This window comes from Microbacterium sp. Gd 4-13 (assembly GCF_003095395.1).
GTDB lineage: Bacteria > Actinomycetota > Actinomycetes > Actinomycetales > Microbacteriaceae > Microbacterium.
Genome location: NZ_QEIJ01000002.1, coordinates 437342 through 458130 on the forward strand (window position 1 = coordinate 437342; position 20789 = coordinate 458130).

General features: G+C 63.0%; 19 protein-coding genes and 3 tRNA genes. 11 read left to right on the forward strand and 11 right to left on the reverse strand.

Annotation, left to right across the window (positions count from 1 at the left end; all coding sequences use genetic code 11):
• Window positions 1-56 precede the first annotated feature (56 nt).
• Both DEA06_RS06740 and DEA06_RS06745 read right to left on the reverse strand, forming a co-directional pair.
• On the reverse strand, window positions 57-2801 hold the full coding sequence (locus DEA06_RS06740) for an AAA family ATPase (RefSeq protein ID WP_116647295.1): 2745 nt from the start codon (window positions 2799-2801) through the stop codon (window positions 57-59).
• Between the two features lie 227 nt (window positions 2802-3028).
• A complete protein-coding gene (locus DEA06_RS06745; RefSeq protein WP_116647187.1) occupies window positions 3029-3601 on the reverse strand; it encodes a hypothetical protein in 573 nt (190 codons plus the stop codon).
• 33 nt (window positions 3602-3634) lie between these two features.
• Between DEA06_RS06745 and DEA06_RS16350 the strand changes: the two genes are divergently transcribed.
• The 6 genes from DEA06_RS16350 (at window position 3635) to DEA06_RS06775 (ending at window position 10189) form a co-directional block, all read left to right on the forward strand.
• Complete coding sequence (locus DEA06_RS16350) at window positions 3635-4378, forward strand: hypothetical protein (RefSeq protein WP_133241709.1); 744 nt, start codon at window positions 3635-3637, stop codon at window positions 4376-4378.
• Between the two features lie 364 nt (window positions 4379-4742).
• Window positions 4743-6110 (forward strand): hypothetical protein, encoded by a 1368-nt coding sequence (locus DEA06_RS06755; protein ID WP_116647189.1) that lies wholly within the window; start codon window positions 4743-4745, stop codon window positions 6108-6110.
• A gap of 118 nt (window positions 6111-6228) precedes the next feature.
• Window positions 6229-7197: a DNA cytosine methyltransferase gene (locus DEA06_RS06760; protein ID WP_116647190.1), complete on the forward strand. Its 969-nt coding sequence runs from the start codon at window positions 6229-6231 to the stop codon at window positions 7195-7197.
• Window positions 7194-8072, forward strand: a complete 879-nt coding sequence (locus tag DEA06_RS06765; protein ID WP_116647191.1) for an NgoMIV family type II restriction endonuclease — start codon at window positions 7194-7196, stop codon at window positions 8070-8072. The genes DEA06_RS06760 and DEA06_RS06765 overlap by 4 nt, the downstream gene beginning before the upstream one ends.
• A 3-nt stretch (window positions 8073-8075) precedes the next feature.
• Entirely contained in the window at window positions 8076-8792 is a 717-nt protein-coding gene (locus DEA06_RS06770) for an HNH endonuclease (protein WP_116647192.1), read from the forward strand.
• 476 nt (window positions 8793-9268) lie between these two features.
• Window positions 9269-10189, forward strand: a complete 921-nt coding sequence (locus DEA06_RS06775) for a hypothetical protein (protein WP_133241710.1) — start codon at window positions 9269-9271, stop codon at window positions 10187-10189.
• Here the strand turns inward: DEA06_RS06775 and DEA06_RS06780 are convergent.
• The gene (locus DEA06_RS06780; RefSeq protein ID WP_116647194.1) at window positions 10180-10473 is read right to left on the reverse strand and encodes a hypothetical protein; all 294 of its coding nucleotides are present in this window, start codon (window positions 10471-10473) and stop codon (window positions 10180-10182) included. The two genes, DEA06_RS06775 and DEA06_RS06780, sit on opposite strands and share 10 nt — an antisense overlap.
• Window positions 10474-10520: 47 nt before the next feature.
• Here DEA06_RS06780 and DEA06_RS06785 point away from each other — a divergent pair, with 47 nt between their 5' ends.
• Window positions 10521-11771, forward strand: a complete 1251-nt coding sequence (locus DEA06_RS06785) for an RES domain-containing protein (RefSeq protein WP_116647195.1) — start codon at window positions 10521-10523, stop codon at window positions 11769-11771.
• Window positions 11772-12151: 380 nt separating this feature from the next.
• Here the strand turns inward: DEA06_RS06785 and DEA06_RS06790 are convergent, their stop codons facing one another.
• Entirely contained in the window at window positions 12152-12382 is a 231-nt protein-coding gene (locus DEA06_RS06790) for a helix-turn-helix transcriptional regulator (protein ID WP_165817948.1), read from the reverse strand.
• Window positions 12383-12479: 97 nt separating this feature from the next.
• Here DEA06_RS06790 and DEA06_RS06795 point away from each other — a divergent pair, with 97 nt between their 5' ends.
• On the forward strand, window positions 12480-14150 hold the full coding sequence (locus DEA06_RS06795) for a hypothetical protein (protein ID WP_116647197.1): 1671 nt from the start codon (window positions 12480-12482) through the stop codon (window positions 14148-14150).
• 88 nt (window positions 14151-14238) lie between these two features.
• Here the strand turns inward: DEA06_RS06795 and DEA06_RS06800 are convergent, their stop codons facing one another.
• The 3 genes from DEA06_RS06800 to DEA06_RS06810 all read right to left on the reverse strand — a co-directional run bounded on the left by DEA06_RS06800 (window position 14239) and on the right by DEA06_RS06810 (window position 15879).
• Window positions 14239-14436 (reverse strand): hypothetical protein, encoded by a 198-nt coding sequence (locus DEA06_RS06800; RefSeq protein ID WP_116647198.1) that lies wholly within the window; start codon window positions 14434-14436, stop codon window positions 14239-14241.
• Between the two features lie 91 nt (window positions 14437-14527).
• On the reverse strand, window positions 14528-15664 hold the full coding sequence (locus DEA06_RS06805; RefSeq protein WP_116647199.1) for an AAA family ATPase: 1137 nt from the start codon (window positions 15662-15664) through the stop codon (window positions 14528-14530).
• Window positions 15665-15678: 14 nt separating this feature from the next.
• Entirely contained in the window at window positions 15679-15879 is a 201-nt protein-coding gene (locus DEA06_RS06810; protein WP_116647200.1) for a hypothetical protein, read from the reverse strand.
• A 96-nt stretch (window positions 15880-15975) separates the two neighbouring features.
• Between DEA06_RS06810 and DEA06_RS06815 the strand changes: the two genes are divergently transcribed.
• Together DEA06_RS06815 and DEA06_RS06820 are read left to right on the forward strand one after the other, a co-directional pair.
• Complete coding sequence (locus tag DEA06_RS06815) at window positions 15976-16602, forward strand: helix-turn-helix transcriptional regulator (RefSeq protein ID WP_116647201.1); 627 nt, start codon at window positions 15976-15978, stop codon at window positions 16600-16602.
• 75 nt (window positions 16603-16677) lie between these two features.
• Entirely contained in the window at window positions 16678-17883 is a 1206-nt protein-coding gene (locus DEA06_RS06820) for a tyrosine-type recombinase/integrase (RefSeq protein WP_116647202.1), read from the forward strand.
• A 247-nt stretch (window positions 17884-18130) separates the two neighbouring features.
• Here the strand turns inward: DEA06_RS06820 and DEA06_RS06825 are convergent.
• The 3 genes from DEA06_RS06825 to DEA06_RS06835 form a co-directional block, all read right to left on the reverse strand.
• Window positions 18131-18203, reverse strand: a tRNA-Phe gene (locus DEA06_RS06825).
• 85 nt (window positions 18204-18288) lie between these two features.
• A tRNA-Asp gene (locus DEA06_RS06830) sits at window positions 18289-18362 on the reverse strand.
• Between the two features lie 27 nt (window positions 18363-18389).
• Window positions 18390-18462, reverse strand: a tRNA-Glu gene (locus tag DEA06_RS06835).
• Window positions 18463-18682: 220 nt separating this feature from the next.
• On the opposite strand from DEA06_RS06835, the gene DEA06_RS06840 reads away from it, so the two are divergent.
• Window positions 18683-20149 (forward strand): M23 family metallopeptidase, encoded by a 1467-nt coding sequence (locus DEA06_RS06840; RefSeq protein ID WP_240606847.1) that lies wholly within the window; start codon window positions 18683-18685, stop codon window positions 20147-20149.
• A 59-nt stretch (window positions 20150-20208) separates the two neighbouring features.
• Here DEA06_RS06840 and DEA06_RS06845 read toward each other — a convergent pair whose 3' ends face one another.
• Window positions 20209-20742: an inorganic diphosphatase gene (locus DEA06_RS06845; RefSeq protein WP_116647204.1), complete on the reverse strand. Its 534-nt coding sequence runs from the start codon at window positions 20740-20742 to the stop codon at window positions 20209-20211.
• Window positions 20743-20789: the final 47 nt, after the last annotated feature.

Consider the following 20789-nt stretch of genomic DNA (forward strand, 5'->3'; position numbering starts at 1 on the left):
GCCTCGCCAGGTCTGCTGAGTCATAAACGCGCGGGGCCGAGCGTTCGCAGTCGCTTCTAGATACGGCCCCGTGACTTCGCAAGTTTGGGACGATTCGAGACCGGTGTCACTCCGCGGCGTGCGCGTAGGAGCGCTTCATCCTTCGAGTTCTCGCGGATCGCAAGCCGACTCAACATACGTTGCTGCGCTTCCGCGGACCAATACAACTTCAGCTTCTTTCGCGCCCTCGTGATGGCGGTGTACAAGATCGCGTGCGAGATGTTCTCCTCGTTCGCGTCCGTGATTACGACCTTGACAGAGTCGTACTCCAGGCCCTGGGCCTTATGGATGGAAACGGCGTAGGCAATCTGGAACGGCACCAGTGTGACAGACGCATCGTCATCCTCATCAGTTGTCTGGCGTTGCGAGACCTCGAACTGAACCACAGAGTTTCCGAGCCAGCGGAGGTCCGTGAACCGAACGTCTGACTCCTTCACTTCCCGGTCTATGTCCACATCGAACGTGATGCGGCCTGCTTCCTTTTGAATGCCAACGATCGTGCCCTTCAGATTGTTGAAGATGACGTCGCCGAACCGTGTGGTGTCGTGAAAGAGGATCGGATCATCGACCTTGAAGATTGCCTCGTCCCACTCGACTGCGGGATGGGGGTTACTTGCCTGGAGGAAGCGGTTAACGTTATTGATCCCGTAGAGCCCGTCGTAGTTGAGGCAAAGCACGATCTCATCGTCCTCGCGTTGCTCAAAGAGGGAGTCCCCTAGTGGTGCGGCGTACTCGCTGTGCGAAATTGCTTCCTCGATGCGATCGTCCAAGTTCCGCACACGGTCCCAGAGTGTCAGCAGAGCGGCATCGCTCGTGCGAAACGGCTTTGTGAGTTCGAACACTGACTCGGCGGGGATGTAGGACCGGATTGTGGAGAACCAGTTACCAAACTCAATGGACTCGATCTGGTACACGTCCCCGACGAGCACCAGTAGGTCGAACGACGTGGTTTCGAGAACTTTCAGCAGGCTTGCGTTGCTGACGGTGCTGCACTCGTCGATAACGAGGACGTCGTAGCGCACGCCACTACCCCCGCGGCGCACGTGCGATGTGATGGTGCTGAACGTCGAGTTCGCAGCCTTCACCCGGTGCTCGAGATTGTCCACCGCTGGGTTGGTGTGCGCGAGGAACAGCTTTTGCTTGTTGGAGAAGTAGCGTGCGATGTGATTGACCATCGTGGACTTGCCGGTACCTGCGGCTCCATAGATCAGCGCCACTCTCGATTGCTCAAAGAGGGCCGTGAGAGCGGCGGACTTGAGCGGGTCGTCGAAGTCATTGGGGTTGGCATTGATCCAGGCGAGGACATTGGTGCTGTGGTTCGGTACGCCGCTCGAGGAGATCGCCTGTAGCTCGTCGATGATTGCGACCGTGCCATCTTCGTATCCGACGATGAAGACATGACCCTTGTCGCGGACAAGCTTTCGCGGCGCGTGCCGATCCGTTGGCGGAAGCAGCCCGTTGTAAGTCGCGATGAGAAGGTCGAGGTCTTTGAACCCAGACAAGTCGGAGTCGGCTGTATAAATCACCCCGTGATGTTGAACGTTGGTCTCAATGCGACGCGCCAGCAGCTCGTGTTCTCGTCCCTTTGGGGTGATCGCTTCGAGTACATCCGCGAAGCGGGGGTTGTGGCCGCGGGGGGACGTGCAAAACGGCATCGTGTCGAACGGCTTGCTCTTGGACGTGATCCTCAGTCCCGACATCCAGTAATTTGGGGAACTTTCCCGCTGAGCCTTGATCACTTCGTTCCTCATGCGCAGCAGAAGGTAGCGCAGTACCCGCGACCCGGGCGCATCCTGACGAATCAGGTCGCGAGCCCTATCCAAGGCCTCAAAGATCAGGGGGGAACCCTTGATGCCACGCAGTGCCCAAGTTCTCACCTGGTCGTAGGCACCGTCCGTGAGGTCTACAAGGTCCAGGAGGCTAGAGCGGGTGGTCGTCAGGTACTGCATCAAGTTGCGGTACTCGGTCTGCGAGGTTGATACCTTGCCTGTGGTTGGGGCGAGCAGCGAGCGGAAGTTATCAAACTCGCACGGGCGGATGGACACCGCCCACGTACGGATCAGGGTTATCGGCATGGTCCGACCGAAGACCTCGATGGTGTCGGTCGATAGTTCGAGGTTTGCCGCGTATTTGTCCGTTATGTCTATGTCGGTGAAGGCGATCTTTCGATCAAACTTGTTGGTCCGGTTGTGGGCAACAGAGAAGGTTGCTTCGTAGTAGATGCGCCCCTCGACAAAAAATGGCCGGGAACTGTGAACGTAGTACCGCTCCACTCGCGGCTCTCTCGCGCTGAGTGTCAGCCGGTCGTCGACTCGTGCGGCGATCTTGCTGTGGTACTCACGCATCGCCGGATCGGTGTTCAGCGGGAACTTCTGCAGGTTCTGAAGAATGGCAACGCCCAACTCGGCTTCAGCCAGGTCCCGCGTCCGGAGCATGTACTCGTAGTACTTGAGCATCAGCCGTTCGGAGGGGTCGCGATCCATCGTGTAGTGCGACACGCTTGCCTGCAGTTGGTCGTGAAACCGTACTAGCACCCGGAATTTTGCTCTCGGTCTGACAGCCTTGCTCGCGAGTCCGACTTTCTCCCAGTGGAAGTCGGCGGCTGCATCGCCACTCGCGACCCACACCAGGAGCCCCTCGACCAGGTTGCGAAGCTGGCTCAGTACGTTCTGAGACAGGAATCCTCGGTCGTTTGGCCACGTTTCGATGTTTTGTGCGATCACGCTGTCCGCGTTGAGTACCTGTTGCGTTACGGTCGCCATCACTACCCCCCCCAGGTCGACGTCGACCTACATGCTCGCCAGAACAGGAGCTTATCCAGGAGCATGCTCTTTGTGCAGCTAAAGGCGGCGATCTTGGTAGCCACGAGGGACCCCGATCCGGACGGCGCAGGGCACAGTATTTCCGTTTCCGCTAGCAGCCCACGGATAGCGGTGGTAGTCGAGGTCAGCCCACCCGGGTCGGGGGCGAACCGTGGGGGTCGTTCTTCCTATTGAATTCCGAAGTGCGCCCGGACAGCCTTTTCGAGCTCCTCGCTGCTACGCGCCAGCTCCCTCGCCGCTTTTTCAACGGCTTGCCTTCCTTGGGCTTCCATGAGGAACGTGGCGTAGTGGTAGGTCTCTGTGGCCGCGTTACGCACAGCCAGGGGGGCGATCAGTTGGATGGTCGTGAACTCCTCATTGAACGCTGAGAACGTATCGGAGAGCGTACTGAGTGTCGGCTTTGCGACGGGCAACGGATCGACAGGCTCCCCCCGCTGCATTTGATCGACAGCTAGCTCCGTGTACGTTCGCGTCCAAGTCTCGTGATCGTAGGCGGCGCTATTCAGCTGCCGCACAAGCGTGATCATGGTCGATGATCGGCTGAGTAAGTTTTGATCCCACTGATATGAACGCTCTCGTGTTGCCTTGCGCTCGTCCTGCAGCCGGTTGAACCAGAAGCCGAGAACCGCGCCAAGGATGAGGAAGGCGCCCGCAATCGCCGGTACGCCCCACCACGGGGCCGTCTCCCCGCTGCCCGTAATCTCGATAAGTATTGGCGTCCGCGTCGGCGTCGGGTGCATGGCCACAATCTAGCGGGCAGCTACAGTGCTGATGTGGCGGACAAAGATGAGCAGCCGGGCGATCGGCGAACAGGCTATCGGAACGTTGGGGTGCACGGGAAAGCCACCCGTGGCTCGAAGTCCGGCCAGTACGAGTCTGTCGACCCGCGTGGCGGGTATGAGATAGCCCTCACCTCGTCCGGCGCACTCCGCATTCCGGGCTACGGAACACCGAGGAACCTTCCGCGAGTACGCGACACGGACAAGTCGAGCCGGCACCCGCTGCGACGTCGGGTAGCAAGAATTTACATCGGCACTGATGATGCTTACCAAGCCATGCGGGTCGTGCTCGCTTTTCAAGCCTTACTGAAAGATCTCGGCGCCGAGGCTCTGGAGATCACAGACGTCAAGCCTGGCTCCATACTGCTCACCATCAAACAGTGGAGCCGGAGCTTCGCGCAAAAGCGCAAAGTGCGCGTCCTGGCGACCCAGCTGTTGCAGGTTGCTGAGTCGATGACTGTCGAGAAGGCGCAGGCGGAGAACACCGCGCTTCACTCCAAGTCGGTTGCCGGTATGGCTGACTCGACGAAACACCTTAAGTCCTTCTCATTTGACTCCGGACCGCTCCAGTACGTGCAATACGAAGACGAGAATGGAGACCAGCATGGTCGGGCGCGTGTGCTGAACTCGAAGGAGATTGCCTCAAACCGGCTGGGTGACGATCTCCTCAGCGATCCGAGCCGCATGTTCAAGCAGCTAGAGGGCAAGCCCGGAACCATGGATGCAATTAGCGACTAGCTGCTACGGGACCCGTTGCGTCTATCGGTCGGCACTGGCGCTTTGGGATCGATCTGTGGTGCCCCAGCGCGCCGGTGCGCTTACCGCACACGAGCTCTTCATACCGCTGTCGAGAAAGGTGTAGCCTGCGACAATGTTAGGCAGAGCAGCCTGCTGCACGACCGCACCACTGAAACCATTCGCAAAGCGATCTCTGGCGGATCGTTCATGGGGTCGAGCTTGACCTACTCACTCCCCTCGAGGTCGAGCCGGAGTACTACGCTGACCTCGAATCAGCCAACCCTATACCCGCCGGATAGGTCTCCCCATAGGCGCGCAAGCCGTTCTGGTTTGTGCCCTCAAAGAACGCAAGAGAGGACGCGGTGTGGCGGACGAATCGATCGAACCGGCGCGCATTCACGCGATCAGTGAGCAACGGTTCAACGCGCACGTGGTCTGGGCTAGGGGCGCGGGGCCAGTGGTCCCGATCAAAGAGGTGGAGTGGCTAGAGATCAAGCCGGGACGTGTCCTCGGGACACTGTTCGTTGATCTTACTGATCAGGAACTGCACAGCGCCGTAATTGCGCCCGACCTAGCTGGTCGGTATCGAGCAGTTGACATTCTGGGTCCGCACTCCAATGTCCGTGAAGCCGCACACAAGACGGCAGAAAGCATGGCTCGCGTTCATAACGACTACGACGCGGAGCGAGCCCAAGGCGACGAGAAGGCATCCGAGAACTTCTTTGCTGCGGCCGCGAACGAGAGCAAGCTCCATACTCGGTACACGTATCTTCGCGATCAGACAAGCGCGGTGGCAGCGCGACGTCTCATCGAAATTGCGATGCGCTGGTATGAGAACCAGGACGGAACGTTTGTTGAGCAATTTCAGACGACCGCCTTCGATGCTCGAATCTGGGAACTCTATCTATGGGCCATGCTGCGGGAGTCAGGGTTTAGGGTTGATCAACCGAAGCCTGCGCCAGACTTCCTCGCTCGCGGCCTCCTTGGAGACTTCTACGTCGAGGCGACCACGGCGAACCCTCCGCCAGCGGACAAGGTCGTTCCGCTTCCCCGGTCCGAAGAGGCCATCTTCGATTATGTCCACAATTACTTGCCGACTCGCTTCTCTGGCCCGCTCGACGCGAAGCTTAGGAAGCGCTACTGGGAGCGCGCCGGCGCCGAGGCCATTCCATTCGTCATCGCGGTCCAGGACTTTCACCAAGACCTTTCGATGACATGGAGTCAGTCCGCCCTCTACGAGTATCTGTACGGAGTGCGAATCGACGAAGTCGAGTCGAACGGCAAGGTACAGAAGGTCGAGGTGCCCGTGGCAGATCTCAAGTGGGGCGATAAGAAACTCCCGTCGGGCTTCTTTAAGCTCCCGGACTCCGAGCACATCAGCGCAGTCGCGTTCAACGCCGCCGGGACACTCAGTAAGTTCAATCGCATGGGTATAGCGGCGGGCTTCGGCGATTCGTCCGTGACCGCGCAGCACGAAGGGACTCGCTTCTCGAAAGACAACACTGGCGAGACCCAGCGGTTCTCGCAGCCGGTAACGGAGGAATCCGAAGAAGATTGGATCGACGGCCTGACAGTGTTCCACAACCCGAATGCACTCCACCCGCTCCCTTTCGAAGGTCTACCTGGAGCTGCGCACGTCTTCGAGGAGAACGGCATCCGCACTCAGTTTGCTCCGGCGGGCCACCTTGTCTCTAGCACTACGAAGTTGATCGTCAGGGTGGGTTCCGCTTAGCTGCGCGCACCGACGAGCGTGGTCCAGAGAGCGCCGTCGCGCAGATGTGGCGGAGCGCCATGCCCCGTGTCGGTGGGCCCCGGGTAACCTCTTTGAGAGGAAGGGCGGGTAGGCAAACATGGCGCTCACATCGGTAGAAATTTGTGCAGGCGCGGGCGGTCAGGCTCTAGGCCTCGAGCAGGCCGGATTCGAACACCTCGCCGCTGTCGAAATCGACGCACACGCGTGCAACACGCTTCGCGCGAACCGTCCGGAGTGGAACGTGGTCGAGGGTGATGTTGTCCGCTGGATCAAGGACCACGCCCACGAGTACGAGGGTGTGGACCTCGTCGCGGGTGGCGTTCCGTGCCCGCCGTTCTCAAAGGCGGGCAAGCAACTGGGAGCGTCTGATGAGCGCGACCTCTTCCCCGCGATGCTCGACCTGGTGAAAGTCACGCACCCGAAGGCTGTGATGATCGAGAACGTTCGAGGTCTGCTCGACCCGGTTTTCGAGGACTACCGTGCGGCGGTCACGCACAAGCTGCGCACGATGGGCTACACAACGCAGTGGCGTTTGCTTCAGGCTGCTGACTACGGAGTCGCTCAGCTCCGTCCCCGCGTCATTGCCGTGGCTGTTCGCGACGACCTGGGCGCGGGCGTGTTCAACTATCCGGCTCCGCGCCGCGAGGACGCTCCGACTGTCGGCACCCTATTGCATGACCTGATGTCAGCGAATGGGTGGGAGGGCGCGGATGCATGGAAGGCTCGCGCTAACCGCATCGCCCCTACTCTCGTCGGCGGCTCGAAGAAGCACGGCGGTCCGGACCTCGGCCCTACCCGCGCTCGTCGCGCGTGGGCCGAACTTGGCGTGAACGGCTCGACCATCGCCGAGGAAGCTCCGGAACCTGGCTTCGAGGGTGACCCCCGATTGACGGTTCGCATGGCGGCACGCGTGCAGGGCTTCCCGGATGACTGGCACATCACGGGGGCGAAGACAAACGCCTATCGCCAAGTCGGCAACGCGTTTCCGCCGCCCGTCGCGAAGGCCGTGGGTCTGCAAATCGCCGAGGTGCTCGCGTCGGCGAATATTGGGTCCGTCGCCGCATGACCGAAGACAAGAGTCAGGCCTTCCTCGCTCAGGCTCGTCGCGACTTTCACGCTGCACTGCTCGCAAGCGGTGTGCTCACGGTCAACGACAAGGGCGTCGCAAGCAACGCGGACGGCAGCCAACGGTCGAGCGTCGCGTACGCAAAGCGCATCGCAGAATCGCTGTTAGTTGAGACCATCGGAGAACGGCTCGCAGGTCAGACCTCGGGCGGGGAGTTCGAGACAGCATGCGCCGACTTCGTGCGCACCACGTTCCTCCGCCTCGGCATGCTGCGCCCCGGCGATTGGTCCGTGACGAAGGTTGCGGGACGGAAGAGCACCGAGTACATCGCGAAGTATGACCAGTACTCCCACCTTTTCGACCTCGACGTAGCGGTCAAGCAGAACCCGGAACTTCGAGCCATCCTCGGCAACGCGTACGTCATCGCGCCCGATGTCGTTGTAGTTCGTCAGCCCGTCGAAGACGACGTCATCAACGAGAACGAACTCATCGTCGATGCGAGCGTCGGCCGACTCGCATCCATACGGCGGGCGAACCAGGAACGCGGCATCCTCCACGCCGTCATCTCCTGCAAGTGGACGCTCCGCTCGGACCGCGCTCAGAATGCTCGTTCCGAGTCGCTGAACCTGATTCGCAACCGCAAGGGGCGACTCCCACATATCGCCGTCGTCACGGCGGAACCGTCGCCGTCGCGCCTCGCCTCCCTCGCGCTCGGTACCGGCGATATCGATACGCTCTATCACTTCGCGTTGCCTGAACTCATTGAGGCCGTGCACGCAGAGGACAACGATGAGGCCATCTCGATGCTCGACACGATGGTGAGCGGTAAGCGTCTAAAAGACATTGCCGACCTGCCGCTCGACCTGGCTATTTAACCCGTGGTCGATTGGGTCTACGACGAGCTGGTACTTGCCGCTGACCTCGTGAGCCGGAACGGCTGGACCGGCGTGCGCGCTGCGTCGCCTGAAGCCCGGTCGCTCTCAGCCCTGCTGCGCCGCGGCCAACTCCACGGCGGAGAGCAGTTGCCAGCCAACTTCAGGAGCGGGTCCAGCATTCAGCGGAAGACCTACGACCTCGCGACGGCCGACGAAGCATACGCCGGGAAGCCGACGCGAGGCGGGCGACTCGACGCACTTGTCATCTCGGCCTTCCGTGCTGACATCACGGAGATGCAAGCGCGCGCCGCTGCGATAGGCACAGCCCTCAACGCCGGTGAGACGCTGCCTCTGGAGCCGGATGAGGTTGATGATGTGTCCGTGCGCGAGGGCGGAATCCTCGAACACATTGCGCGGCGGCGCGAGCGTGACCGGGGGCTTCGCTCGCGAAAGCTACGCGCGGTTTTAGACGGGGGCGGACTCATCGCGTGCGAGGTCTGCGGCTTCGACTTCGGGCAGGTCTACGGTGAACGGGGCGAAGGGTATATCGAGGTGCATCACGTGCGTCCGCTGCACGTTAGCGGTGAGACGGATACGAAACTCGACGACCTTGCATTGCTCTGTGCGAACTGTCACCGAGTGTGCCACCGTGGTGCGTGGATCACGCCTGCCGAGGTTCGGTTGCTGGTCACCGCCGCCGAGAAGACGTCTGCCCTCTAGATTCGGGGCGACAATCAGCCCTGTCTAGCATACGGAGGGGTGGCGCGCGCTCGATCTGGATGTCTCCGCCGTTGAAGACCCACGACACCTCGATGACGTCGCCCGTGTTCGACGCGACTTGATAACTGTCCTCCGACACGGCGTTGGTCTGAGTCCACTCGCCGGTCGGGTCGACGGGCTCGACGACCTCCGGCTTGGGCTTCTCCTCGGCGATCTCAGGCGTGGACGACTCGACCGTGCCCCTGGGCTCGGCCCCGGTGCTCGCCCGGCTGTCGGCGGAGCATCCGCTGAGCCCCGAGGCTCAGCAGCGCTAGGAGTCCAACGGCAATTCGTGCGTTAGGGGTCTTGTTCATGGCGTTCCCCCTGTGGCTTGAATCTGCCGGTTCGACCATAGGTGGGACGCCGGGGGGATCACGTCGCCGAAGCCCGGTCGTTACAGCCCCAACTGTTGGCTTTAGCGCGCTACGGTCGCAACCATGCGTAACCTCCTCGAAGGCTGGTGCCCCCGCGGCCCGTCAATCGATGAGGCGGCGCACACGCTCCCGGCCCCGACTATGCCGTGGTGGGAGAGTGACGAGTTCGTCGGTTGCCCCTCTGACGACTGGCGTGCCGCCCTGTACGCCTGGGTGCTCACCGGCCTGACGCCCGAGCGCCGCGACACCAAGGGTGCGGGTGACGGCTTGGTCGACCTGCTTCTGCGTCCCGAGCAGGGCCCGCCCCAGCCGCTGGAAGTGCTGTCGACCATTGATCCGGCGTACCAGGCGGCCGTTCCGCACGCCTTGGCACTCATTGCCGAATTGAACGGCGATGACCCGCCCCCGCGACTGATTCCCGTGAGCCTCGGACGCGAATGGCGGCCACCGCTGACGAAGAAAGACGCGGCGACCCGGAAGCGGTGGCGTGCTGCGGTGGAGCGTGCCCGGAATGATGCCCAGACGGGGGACCTGAGTGCCGACACGGTCGCCGAGCTGCAGGCGGTCTTTCCGGGCCTCGAGGTGGGCCAATGGGTGGGCGAGATAGAGTCGGGCGGTTTCAAACTGAGCTCATGGAACGCCGCTGTGGCACCCTCAGGCGACGTGCCGTACCTCGACCGGCTCACCACCTACCTTTCGACCGATCGACAGGCTGTGCGGCATGTCGACAAGCTCAGGCGAGAGGCTGAGACGCTCGGAGCAGAGCGAACGCACCTTTTCCTGCTGGTCGCATCCTCGGGAACGTGGGGGAATCTCCTGCCGACGTCTCCAAGTTGGTTTACGGAGGGAGTCTTCGTAGCGCCGGACGGCCTCACCGACATCTGGATGGACGGCGGGACGGGCTATCTAATGCGATGGCGGCGTGAAGACGGCTGGAGCTACCACGAGACCGAGAGCAAGTCCCGCGACACCTCTCACCCGTGACGCAGGATGGTGAGAGTTCCCGCCGTGTCGGCCTCGGGCATGTTGCGGCGGTTGCCCGGCCCTAACGAATAATCGCCGATCGTCACGAGGGCCTCGATCACTACACGCCGCCTGCACGTTGGCAGCGCGACCAAGTCCCCCAGCGGCTCAACGACGGCCTCGGTGATCTCATCGGCGTTCAGGTCGGCGGCGAGGGGATATCGCCGCACGCTGGCTTGTTCTATCTGGACCACGAGCTTTACCCAGCCCGTCGACACCCCCGTGTTCGCATGCGTCGGCTTCATTCGATGGCACCGCACGGACGGTTGAAGACATCGGGCAGGATCGGTTCATGGAGTTCGACGTGGTTGCCTGGACCGACGAAACGATGTGCCTTGCCCATATCCAGGACGCGCACCTCTTGCGTCGACTGGAATCGTCAGCGGAGGAGGGCGAGTGCACCATCTGCGCGAGCAAGAGCCTCACCTCGTCAGGGCCGGTCGTGAACCTGGAGCACTTCGCGCGCGTGGTCTTGCGGGTGATGGCCGAGCGCTTCGACCACGAGGGATTCGTGATAGAGCGCGAGCAGATGTTGCAGCCGATGAACAACGACGAGGTTGTGGCATCTCTTCTTGATGGGAAGGTTGAATTCGACGCCTTTGACCAGGTGGTTTCCTTGACGGCGGAACTCATCCAGGAGGAAAGAGACTGGTTCGTCCCATATGACCTCGACCACGAGGCGGGTATCCAGTTCGAGTGGGACGACTTCGAGTACAGCGTGAAGCACGTGTCACGGCTGCTGATTCCGCCGAGAAGCGCGAGGCCAGAGACCGCGCCTGAGAAGAACCACGCGTTCGTGAGTTCACTGCTCGTGTTCGCCGAAGAGCGAGCGGGTTTGGTTCGGACACTGGAAGCCGGAACGGAACTGTACCGCGCACGTATCGAGCGTGATGCCAGACGGTTCGAGAAGAGTGTTCGCGCCGACGCGGCGAAGGAACTCCGCCCTGCCCCGCTTGAAAAAGTAGGCGCAGGCCGCATGAACCCGCAAGGAGTGCCTGTTCTCTACGTGGCTCTGGACCCGGAGACGGCTGCCGCTGAAGTGGCTTCCCACAGCCCATACGACGAGGCGGTGGTTGGAACTTTCATCCTTCAGGAACCGCTCCGCATTCTGGACCTCGCTACCATCCCTGCACCGCGCAGTGAGTTCGACGACACGTATGAGGAGGGGGACGCCCGGCTGAACTCACTCAGTTTCTATGTGGACCGCATCACACGTCCGGTCATTCTTGATGACCAGCACCCGGTGGACTATGCGCCGACGCAGGTCCTGACGGACTATTTCCGCTGGGCTTCAGAGCCCCGACTCGACGGTATCGCCTACCCCTCGCGCATCCACGGTGGGACGAACGTCGTGTTCTTCTTCGGAGACAAGATCTGGTTCGAGCAGGCCGGTGTTGATGCGTCTCGGTCGTTGGCCGGACACAAGCGTTGGGCCGAGCGCGGGAATGACGCGCCCATCTTCGTCATCGACCCCACCACCGTCAGGCGGTACCGGGTGGGCCGCAGGCTGACGGTTGAGCGGACGAAGATGTGGGGGCAATGAGGCGTGAGTCTCACCGGGACGAGGCTTACAGCCACACTCTGCCCCGTGGTCGATAAGCCCGGGGCAATCGAGCCTGCGCCCTTCGCACCCTTCGCACGCTTCGAAGATGACAGGGATTGGCTACAGCTTCGGGTGCTCACCGTTGGCATCTGTAGTGCTTCCATATCCGAGCGAGTGCAACTGCGGTTCTGTGCTCCACCACGGTTCATCGAAGGACGGACCGAGGGTGACTAGTTCTCCGCGCATGTAGAGACGGTACCGACCGCAGCGATTGCCCGCTTCAGTTCTCCACACGCGCCGCCTGCGGCTTCCGTTGTGGCGGCATCACACCAGAACTGTGCGCACCCATAAGGGAAGGCGCGATAAGGCGAGGCGCGCACCTACTCGACGTCTTCAAGGAGCAAACTCGGTCGCACCCTCAAGGCCCGGGCGACCAGCACGTATTTTGATATGCCGGTGTCAGATTCGCCACGTTCCATCCGCGCAACCTGAGCCACCGCCACCCCTGACACGTTGGCGAGCGCCTCCTGGGTCAGCTCGCGGCGAGCGCGCTCGGCCTTGATGTTCCTACCGATCTGCCGCAGAACGTCGCCCGTCTCCGTGTTTGCCATCCCTTCAAGGCTCGTTGGAAGCGATGCGTCGCTACAGAGCGAATGCGATGTCGCATGAATCAAATATGTTGTGTCTGTCGAATTGACTGGGGGCAACATGGCCGACACTGATCACAATCTCAAGCTGGATGCGCGAGCTGCAGGGCACCTTCGCGACGTCGCGAAGGAACTAAGTCTCGACGCTGCCGGGCTCGCCGACGGCGAACTCGCGCGAGCCGTCCGCAATGTGCCGGGCGGCGAGAAGCTCCTGGTCGGTAGCGATCCGCAGATACATGTCGGAGTTCGGGCGCTGTTTCGGGCGATGGCGCGTGAGGACGGTTACATCGCCAACGGGCCAGATTGGATCGCCTTCAACTCGGATGATGCGTACATCGAAGCGTCGGCCAAACGCGGGTCCCGCGCGGGTCTTCTTCTTAGCGTTGATGCTTACCTACTGAGCACGGATGACGCCGCACCGACCGAGGGTGACGTCCGAGAGTGGGTAGATAGGCAGCCGATACCGGCGCTCGGACTCCTGTTTGCAGGTACCCGCGATCTGGGGGACGGCACCGTTCAATACTGTCCGGTGATCTCGGTTGATCTGAGGGTCGACGGTGTGGTGGGCGAGTTCTTGACTGAGCTGATCTTCCCGTTCGCGGAGGCATGGGATAGACGCTCGGTCGCGGAGGGGACTGATGAGCTGGAGTTCGGCCCCGAGGGTCGTCCATACCGCGTGAGCGACCCCCTCGAGATCGAGCCACGAAACGCTTGGCTCCTGGTGGGAACTGAGGCGAGCTACCCGACTCCCGAGGCTCTTGTCGACTCATGGGCGGAGGCAAGCGCTGGCATCTATGACGTGATGTGGACTGCTCCGAAGAACGGCGAAGTAGGCGACCTCGTTCTGATTTACTTTCTGAGCCCTCGGAAATCTGCTCACTTCGTTGCGCGGCTAGCGTCAGAACCGTTCTGGCGGACGGACATCGAAGTCACGGCGGACAATGCCGTAGACCAGCATCAGTGGTGGGCCTACATCACGCCGATGGTCGAGATCGAGCCCATCCCGTACAAAGCCCTCCAAGCGGCCCACAACGGCTACCTACCGCTCCGAGGGCGGTCGGGGCATTACCTGCTGCCCGAGTCCATCTCGCAGCTCACGTTCGAGCCAGTCCGCCATGCACAGCAGCCGGATTTGGAAAGGATCGTCCACCCGCCTACGGGTCGCGCCGAACTGCCAGACCCGGAAACGGTGACCCTTGCGGCGTGGAGGGAGATGCCAAGTGGACCGCTCGCTCTGGAGGCTCACGTCTCTATGTACATCGTCCGGCCGCTGAAGCACCTGGTCTATGGACCGGGCTGGGAGTGGACTCAAGGGGAGCGTGAACCGCGAATTGAACCAACGATCGGTCCGATCTTGGTTCCCGAGCATCGCACGTCTAGCGGATACGCGGACTTCCTCTTCATGTATCCGGCATCCATCCCCGCGCTCGCGGTCGAGGTCAAGCTGACGATCCTGCGGCCCTCGTCGGGTGTATGGCTCGATTCCCCAGACTTCCAGCAACTTCGGCGGTACATGGATTCCTTCAGCACGGCAGGGCTTCTTGTGGATGCGCAGCACCTTCTCTTGGTGAGGCGAGGAGCGGATGAGCCGTTTGCGGAGATCGTACGAGCTGAAGCCACCTGGAACGATATCGCTATGATTCGCGATCTGCTCTTGGAGGCTGGGGCGGAGAGAGGCGGGTTGACCCCCGCCGTTGCCGTGCGGCCGCGACGTGTTCTTCGTAGGGACTGAGGCGGCACCGCCGGGGCTGAAACGGCAGCGACGGAAGCCCACCCGAGGTCAGTGTGACGCCGGGAAGCTTCCGCCGCTGGGACGCTGATCAGGAACTGAAGAGGTAAGGAAATCCTCGTTGCTGGTTGAGCTGCTCGGCCTTGAGTTCGAGCTGGCGTTCGCCGAGGTAGTCCACCACCTTCGTGAGGGACCCGTCCTGATGGTGCTCGGGTCTCAGGCCCTTGATGAGGCCCGTGACCTTCGTTAGCTCGCCCTCGATACGTAACATCTTCTCTTTGGGTGTCATTGTCTGTTTCAACTTCCTTCGATTCAGGTGGCCGCGGTGCAGCGGATGGCATGGGGCCGTGATCTTCTTGTTCTGCCTGTAGTTCGAGCGCTTACACCTCCCTCCTCCCGCGTGGTTTCGGCACCCTCACCGTTCGACGGGCCGCTGAAGGGAGCGCGCTCAACTCCGAAGCGGGTGAAGAGGGCAGGTCGCCGCTGGCCGCACCCTTCGTGCGCTCGTTGGGGAGTGACCAAATCCAACTCCCGGTCATTCCGTCCTTCCTGAGGGTCGCGACCCGTTTCCTTGCGCGCTTGGTCTGGTCGATGCTGAAGCCCGCGGCTTCGGCCTGCCGGTACACCTCCGTCGCAGGCACAGGGCCATCGGACAGCAGTGTTGCGAGCCACCCATCAACGGCGGCGACGGAAGGGTGGTCGTCTCTGGAAGTGGAGCCAAGGATCGCGCTGGCGGTGTACTCGACAGGTTCCGGCTCCCATTCCACCCGGGCGCAGCCATGAGCAGGAGAGTCCACCAAGCGGTAGGCCAAAGTAGGAGGTTCGGCGGCGAGGTTGGATTTCGTAGGTGCGAAGAACCGTCGTTCGGGGTCGTCCGGGTCGCGAGCCACGAGGAACGCAGCCCGTGCCGCTCCAATGATCCCGATGGACCCTCCGCCTCGGTAGAGAGCATTCGAGCCGCCCGCCTTGTTGAGATGGCGGACGAGCACAATGGTGCAACCCGTCTCATCCGCGAGATTCGCCAGTTCGTGCAGTACGCGACGAATGTCCTGATCCCGGTGCGAGTCAACTTGCCCGCTGAGAAAAGCCATGAGCACGTCGATCACAACGAGCCGTACGCCGTGGTGGCGAATGAGCCGCCTGATGGTCGGGATGTCGCGGGGGAGTGTCGGCGGGGCCATCCGAGTCTTGCCGTCGTCACCGATGATCGGCACCTCGGTGAGCGCATGGACGTGATCCATGTCAGCTCCCGCTGCTTCTAGACGCGGCGCGATGGTGTCGGCGATGCCATCCTCGGCGGACAGCAACAGCACGTCACCGGCATTGTTGAGCGCCCCGTCCGGCCAGGGGGTACCGCTGGAGAGGCGGGCCGCCAGGTCCAGTGTGAGGGTGCTCTTGCCTGCGGAGGGGTCGCCGTCAAAGAGGACGAGCTTCCCCTCCGGGATTCTTCCGGTCCAGAGCCAGGCAACGGGTTCTATCTGGACTGACGACATGGTGATGACAGTTGCAGCGGCCATCTAACGGATTTCCCTCAGTCGTTCGTGGTGCCGTTGAGGAGCTTGGCGAGCGCAGCAGCGGGCACCGCGATCTTGCCGCTCTTCGCACCAACTCTGATGGAGTCGAGATCGCCGGTCTTCACCCGGCGGTACACCTCGGAGCGTGAGAGCCCCGAGATGCGGATCACCTCAGTGACCGGGTAGGTGAGGCGGTCGAGCGTGACGGTGGTGGACATGAGGGGCTCCTTTAGGACGGTGATGTCTCTTGCTGTTCCACAACGTATGACCCTCTCTACTAGATGCGGAATGGAGTTTTCACCTAAGGTGGGCGTATGACACAAGACACGCCGCAGGCTGGGGCCGATGTGCCCGGTGCCGTCGCACGGAACGTCAAGAAGCTCCGCCTTCTGAAGGGGATGACCCAAGCTGACCTCGCTGCCCTGGTCGGATTGGAACAGAGCCTGATCGCGCGCGTCGAGAACGAGAAGAGGCAGGTTTCCGTGGGGGAGGCGTGGACGCTCGCTGCAGCGCTCGGCGTCAGCTTGAGCGAACTGGTCAACTACCCCGGCGAGTACTACGACGGACGGTTTATCACACTCATCCGCACCCCCTTGCGAGAGGTGATGATGCGACTGAACGACGTGGAGCGATTCGCGTCCGAAGATGACCCCGCGGGCATAGGCGTGTTGATCCGCCGGGTAGCGGACGGAGTGAACACCTACCTTGCAGAGGTTCCAGATCCGTACGAGACGACCTCAAACGAAGTCGCGATGAACATGAACCTCTCCTTGGCGCTGGTCGCGCTTCGCGAGCTGCCCGGAGTACGGGGCGCGCTTGCAGACGCGCTCGCGGCGTTCGAGGACGCGCGGACGAAGCGACAGGCGCTCGACCCACTTGACGACCTCGGCGAACTGCGGGCGCTTGGCCAGGCGCTCGGCAGCGGGACCATCCACCGCTAGCCCATCACAAAAGTGGTCCCCGCTCGCTGCAACGAAACGGGGACCGGAGCCCAAACCCTTCGAAAGGAAAGACCCATGTCTATTCTCACCCACTCCTCCGCTGAACACGGAGGCGCCTCTGCGAAACGTCAGCGGGGGTCTAGCCTTCAGCGCGTCGTCCTGAAGAACGGTTCGGTCCGGTGGCGGTTCCGTCTCGACCTTGCTCCTGACACCAAGACCGGCAAGCGGCGTCAACGCACCCTCACCTTCGCGACGGAGCGCGAAGCCGTCGAAGCGCAGGCCAGGGCGAGAAGTGAGGTCCATGCTGACACTTACATCGAACCCGTCCGCGTCACCGTCGCGGAGTGGCTTCAGACCTGGCAGGACATCAACGCTCGAACCTGGCGACCGGCCACGGCGCAAAGCTACCGGCACACGCTTGTCCCTGTGATCGCAGCCCTTGGCCCTCGTCGCCTGCAAGAACTGCGGCGGGAGCACGTAGAAACCATGGTGCGGCACCTCGAGCGGCTGCCTACACGGACAGGCGGGAAGCGGTCGGCCCGCTCGACGGCGTACGCGCTGCGCCTATTGACTACCGCTCTAGATGCGGCCATCGCCGAAGACATCCTGAAGCGGAACCCCGCCAAGCACGTTAAGGCTCCGACGCAGCGCGCTCAGGAAATGCAGACCTGGACGGCGACCGAGGTGCGAGCCTTTCTCGACCACGTCGCCGATGGCCCGCTTGTCGGCGGCTGGCACCTCACCGCGGTCGGGCTGCGTCGTGGTGAAGTGCTCGGGTTGAGATGGTGCGACGTGGATCTGGACGCGGCTGAAGTGCACGTCCGCCAGTCCCGGACCCCGGCCTTCGGTGAGGTGGCCGTCGTCGAGCCCAAGACAAAGCGAGGACGCCGAACCGTGCCTCTCACGCCCGAGGCGGTGGCCGCCCTGCGACGCACGCGCCAGCAGACGCTGCTCGACAACCCTGTGATTCCGTTCCAGGCGAAGAGGGATGCTAACCGCCTGGTCATCGTGAATCAGGCGGGGGACCCCATCCACCCATCCACCTGGGGCCACTGGTTCGATCGCCACGTCGAGGCGGCAGGGCTCCGAAGGATTCGACTGCACGACATGCGTCACACGGCCGCGACCCTCATGCTTCAGGCGGGCATCACGCCGGTCGTAGTTGCAGGCATCCTCGGGCACTCTCCCGCGGTCTTGCTGACCACCTACGCGCACGCGCTTCCGAACGCGAAGAGGGATGCTGTCGATCTGCTCGCGGCCATGTATCGCGCCGGGTCCTGAGGACCGATTTAGGGTCCTGCGGCGAGCGCTAGTGACAGAATGCCCCGGTTTCGTGTCAAACGGAGCGGGGGCTTTCGCGCACTCAGCGCAAAGAAAAGTGCCCCAATCCCGGGGAGACGCCTGGGATAGGGGAAAGTGGGTCCGACGGGCGTCGGTCCCGTAACCGCTTCTCACCAGGGAAAAGCAAAACCCCCACCATGTTAGAAGCTAGGTGGGGGTTTCTAGGATGACTGTAACGGTCACCTTGTGGCTCCGACGGGCGTCGATCCCGTGACCTCACGATTTTCAGTCGTGCGCTCTACCAACTGAGCTACAGAGCCGCGCGGCATGTGAAACGCCGCGTCCTAGACGAAAGGCTCTCTGTCTTCCCTCGAAAAGGAGGAACAAAGAGCCTGTCGCTCGGAGCGACCCTGACGGGACTTGAACCCGCGACCTCCGCCGTGACAGGGCGGCACGCTAACCAGCTGCGCTACAGGGCCATGCTTATTCAGTTATATCGGTTCGAGTGACCCCAACGGGATTCGAACCCGTGCTACCGCCGTGAAAGGGCGGCGTCCTAGGCCGCTAAACGATGGGGCCGAGCGACTCTGCAGGCTTACGCTTGCCGACGCTCAAGCATACGTAATCTGTCGCCGATGCGCCAATCGAGGGCGCGTCGTGCGTCGATCCGCGGGTTCGGCGCCCAGGATGAACCTGGCACGCGCCCGATAATCCGCCCTGTTGTCGGTGTGACGGGTGTTGCTAGTGTGTTCGAAGTTAAGACCCCCTCGACGATAGGCATCTTGTGACGCTCGAGCGCTTGGACGACGCAGACGACTGCGGTTGCGCGCCGACCGAACGCGAGCGCCGCACTCTGTGGCCCGCGGTCAACCGGCGCACCCTCCTCACCGCCGGCGGCCTGAGCGTCGTCGCGCTCGGCGCGATCGGCGGAGCGGTGGGCGGTCCGATGATCCCCAGCGCCTTCGCCGCGACCTACCCCTCGTGGGCCGACGTCGAACGCGCGAAGGCCAGCGAGGCTGCGAAAGCCGCCGAGATCACTCGCATCCAAGGCCTCATCGCGGGCCTGTCGGCCGACGTTGCGCGCACGGAGGCCGAGGCGAGGACGGCGTCCGACGTCTACTACGCCGCTCAGCAGGCCTTCCTCGACGCCGCGTACGAGGCCGACCAGCTGCAGGCCCAGGCCGACGCGCAGGGCGCAGAAGCGACCGCTGCGGCGAACCAGGCCGGACGCGTCGCAGCCCAGCTGTACCGCAAGGGCGGCGACGACGCCTCGCTCGAACTGTTCTTTGCCGGCTCCGCAGCATCCGCCGATGACCTGCTGTCGCGCCTCGGCACGATGGACAAGCTTCTCGAGCGCAACCAGTCGGTGTACGCCAACGCGGTCGCCGCCCGCAACGCCGCGCAGAACCTCACGAACCAGGCCGAAGACAAGCGCGCCGAGCGCGACCGCCTCAAGCAGGAGGCCGAGTCGAAGATGGTCGCGGCCCAGCAGGCGTCGGATGCTGCGCAGGCAGCCCTCGCGGCGCAGCAGGCCAACCAGGTGACGCTCACGGCGCAGCTCGCGGCCCTTCAGGACAATACGGCGAAGACCGTCGCCGACTACGAAGCCGGTGTCGAAGCCGAGCGCCAGGCCCGCCTCGCGCGGGAGGCCGCCGAGCGCGCAGCCGCCGAACAGCGCGAGCGTGAGCGTGCCGCTGCTGCAGCCGCCGCCGCTGCCGCAGCAGCCGCCGCAGCTGCAGCCAACTCAGGCGGTGGCGGAGGTGGCGGTGGCGGAGGCGGCGGAGGTGGCGGCGGCGGCGGCAACTCCGGTGGAGGCGGCGGCGGAGGCGGTGGAGGCGGCGGCCAGGTCGTCGGGTCCGGCTGGTCTCGTCCGTCGTCGGCGTGGGTCAGCTCGTGGTACGGCCCGCGTTCCTCGCAGTGCACGCCGAGCTACTGCTCGACGTCGTACCACCTCGGCCTCGACTTCGGTGCGGGATGCGGAGCATCCAACTTCGCGGCCAACAGCGGCACGGTGACCTACGCCGGCTGGAACGGCGGCTACGGCAACTACGTGCGCGTCGACCACGGCGGCGGCCTCGCCACGGGGTATGCCCACAACAGCCGCATCCTCGTCTCGCGCGGCCAGTGGGTGTCATCCGGGCAGGCCGTCGGCCTCGTCGGCCTCACCGGCAACGTCTTCGGCTGCCACCTGCACTTCGAGGTCTACCAGAACGGCAGCACCATCGACCCCGCGCCGTTCCTGCGCGCCCGAGGCATCTCGGTCTGATCGTCGAAACGAGAAGAGCCCGGTCGTCGCCGACCGGGCTCTTCTCGTTCCGACGTGTGTCAGAGCGTGCTCGGAGCCTCGCCCGCACCCTGCGTCTTGGTCTGACCCTCGTGCTCCTCGAAGCGCGCGAACGCCTCCTGCACGAGACGCTCGGCCTCGGCCGCGCCCGCCCACTCGTCGACCTTGACCCACTTGTTTGGCTCGAGGTCCTTGTAGTGCTCGAAGAAGTGGCCGATCTCGTTGCGGAGCTCCTCGGCGATGTCGCCGACGTCCTGGATGTGCGCCCAGCGGGGATCCTTCGACAGCACGGCGACGACCTTGTCGTCGCCGCCCGCCTCGTCGCTCATCTTCAGAACGGCGACGGGGCGAACCTTCGCGACGACGCCCGGGTAGATGTCGTGGTCGAGCAGCACGAGCACGTCGAGCGGGTCGCCGTCCTCACCGAGGGTGTTCTCGAAGAAGCCGTAGTTGGTGGGGTAGCCGAAGGCGGTGAAGAGGATGCGGTCGAGGAACACGCGCCCCGTGCCGTGGTCGACCTCGTACTTCACGCGGCTGCCGCGCGGGATCTCGATGACGGCGTCGTACGCACCCATGCTCGTGCTCCTTAGATCAGTGGATTTCCGCCGCCCAGCCTAGTGCG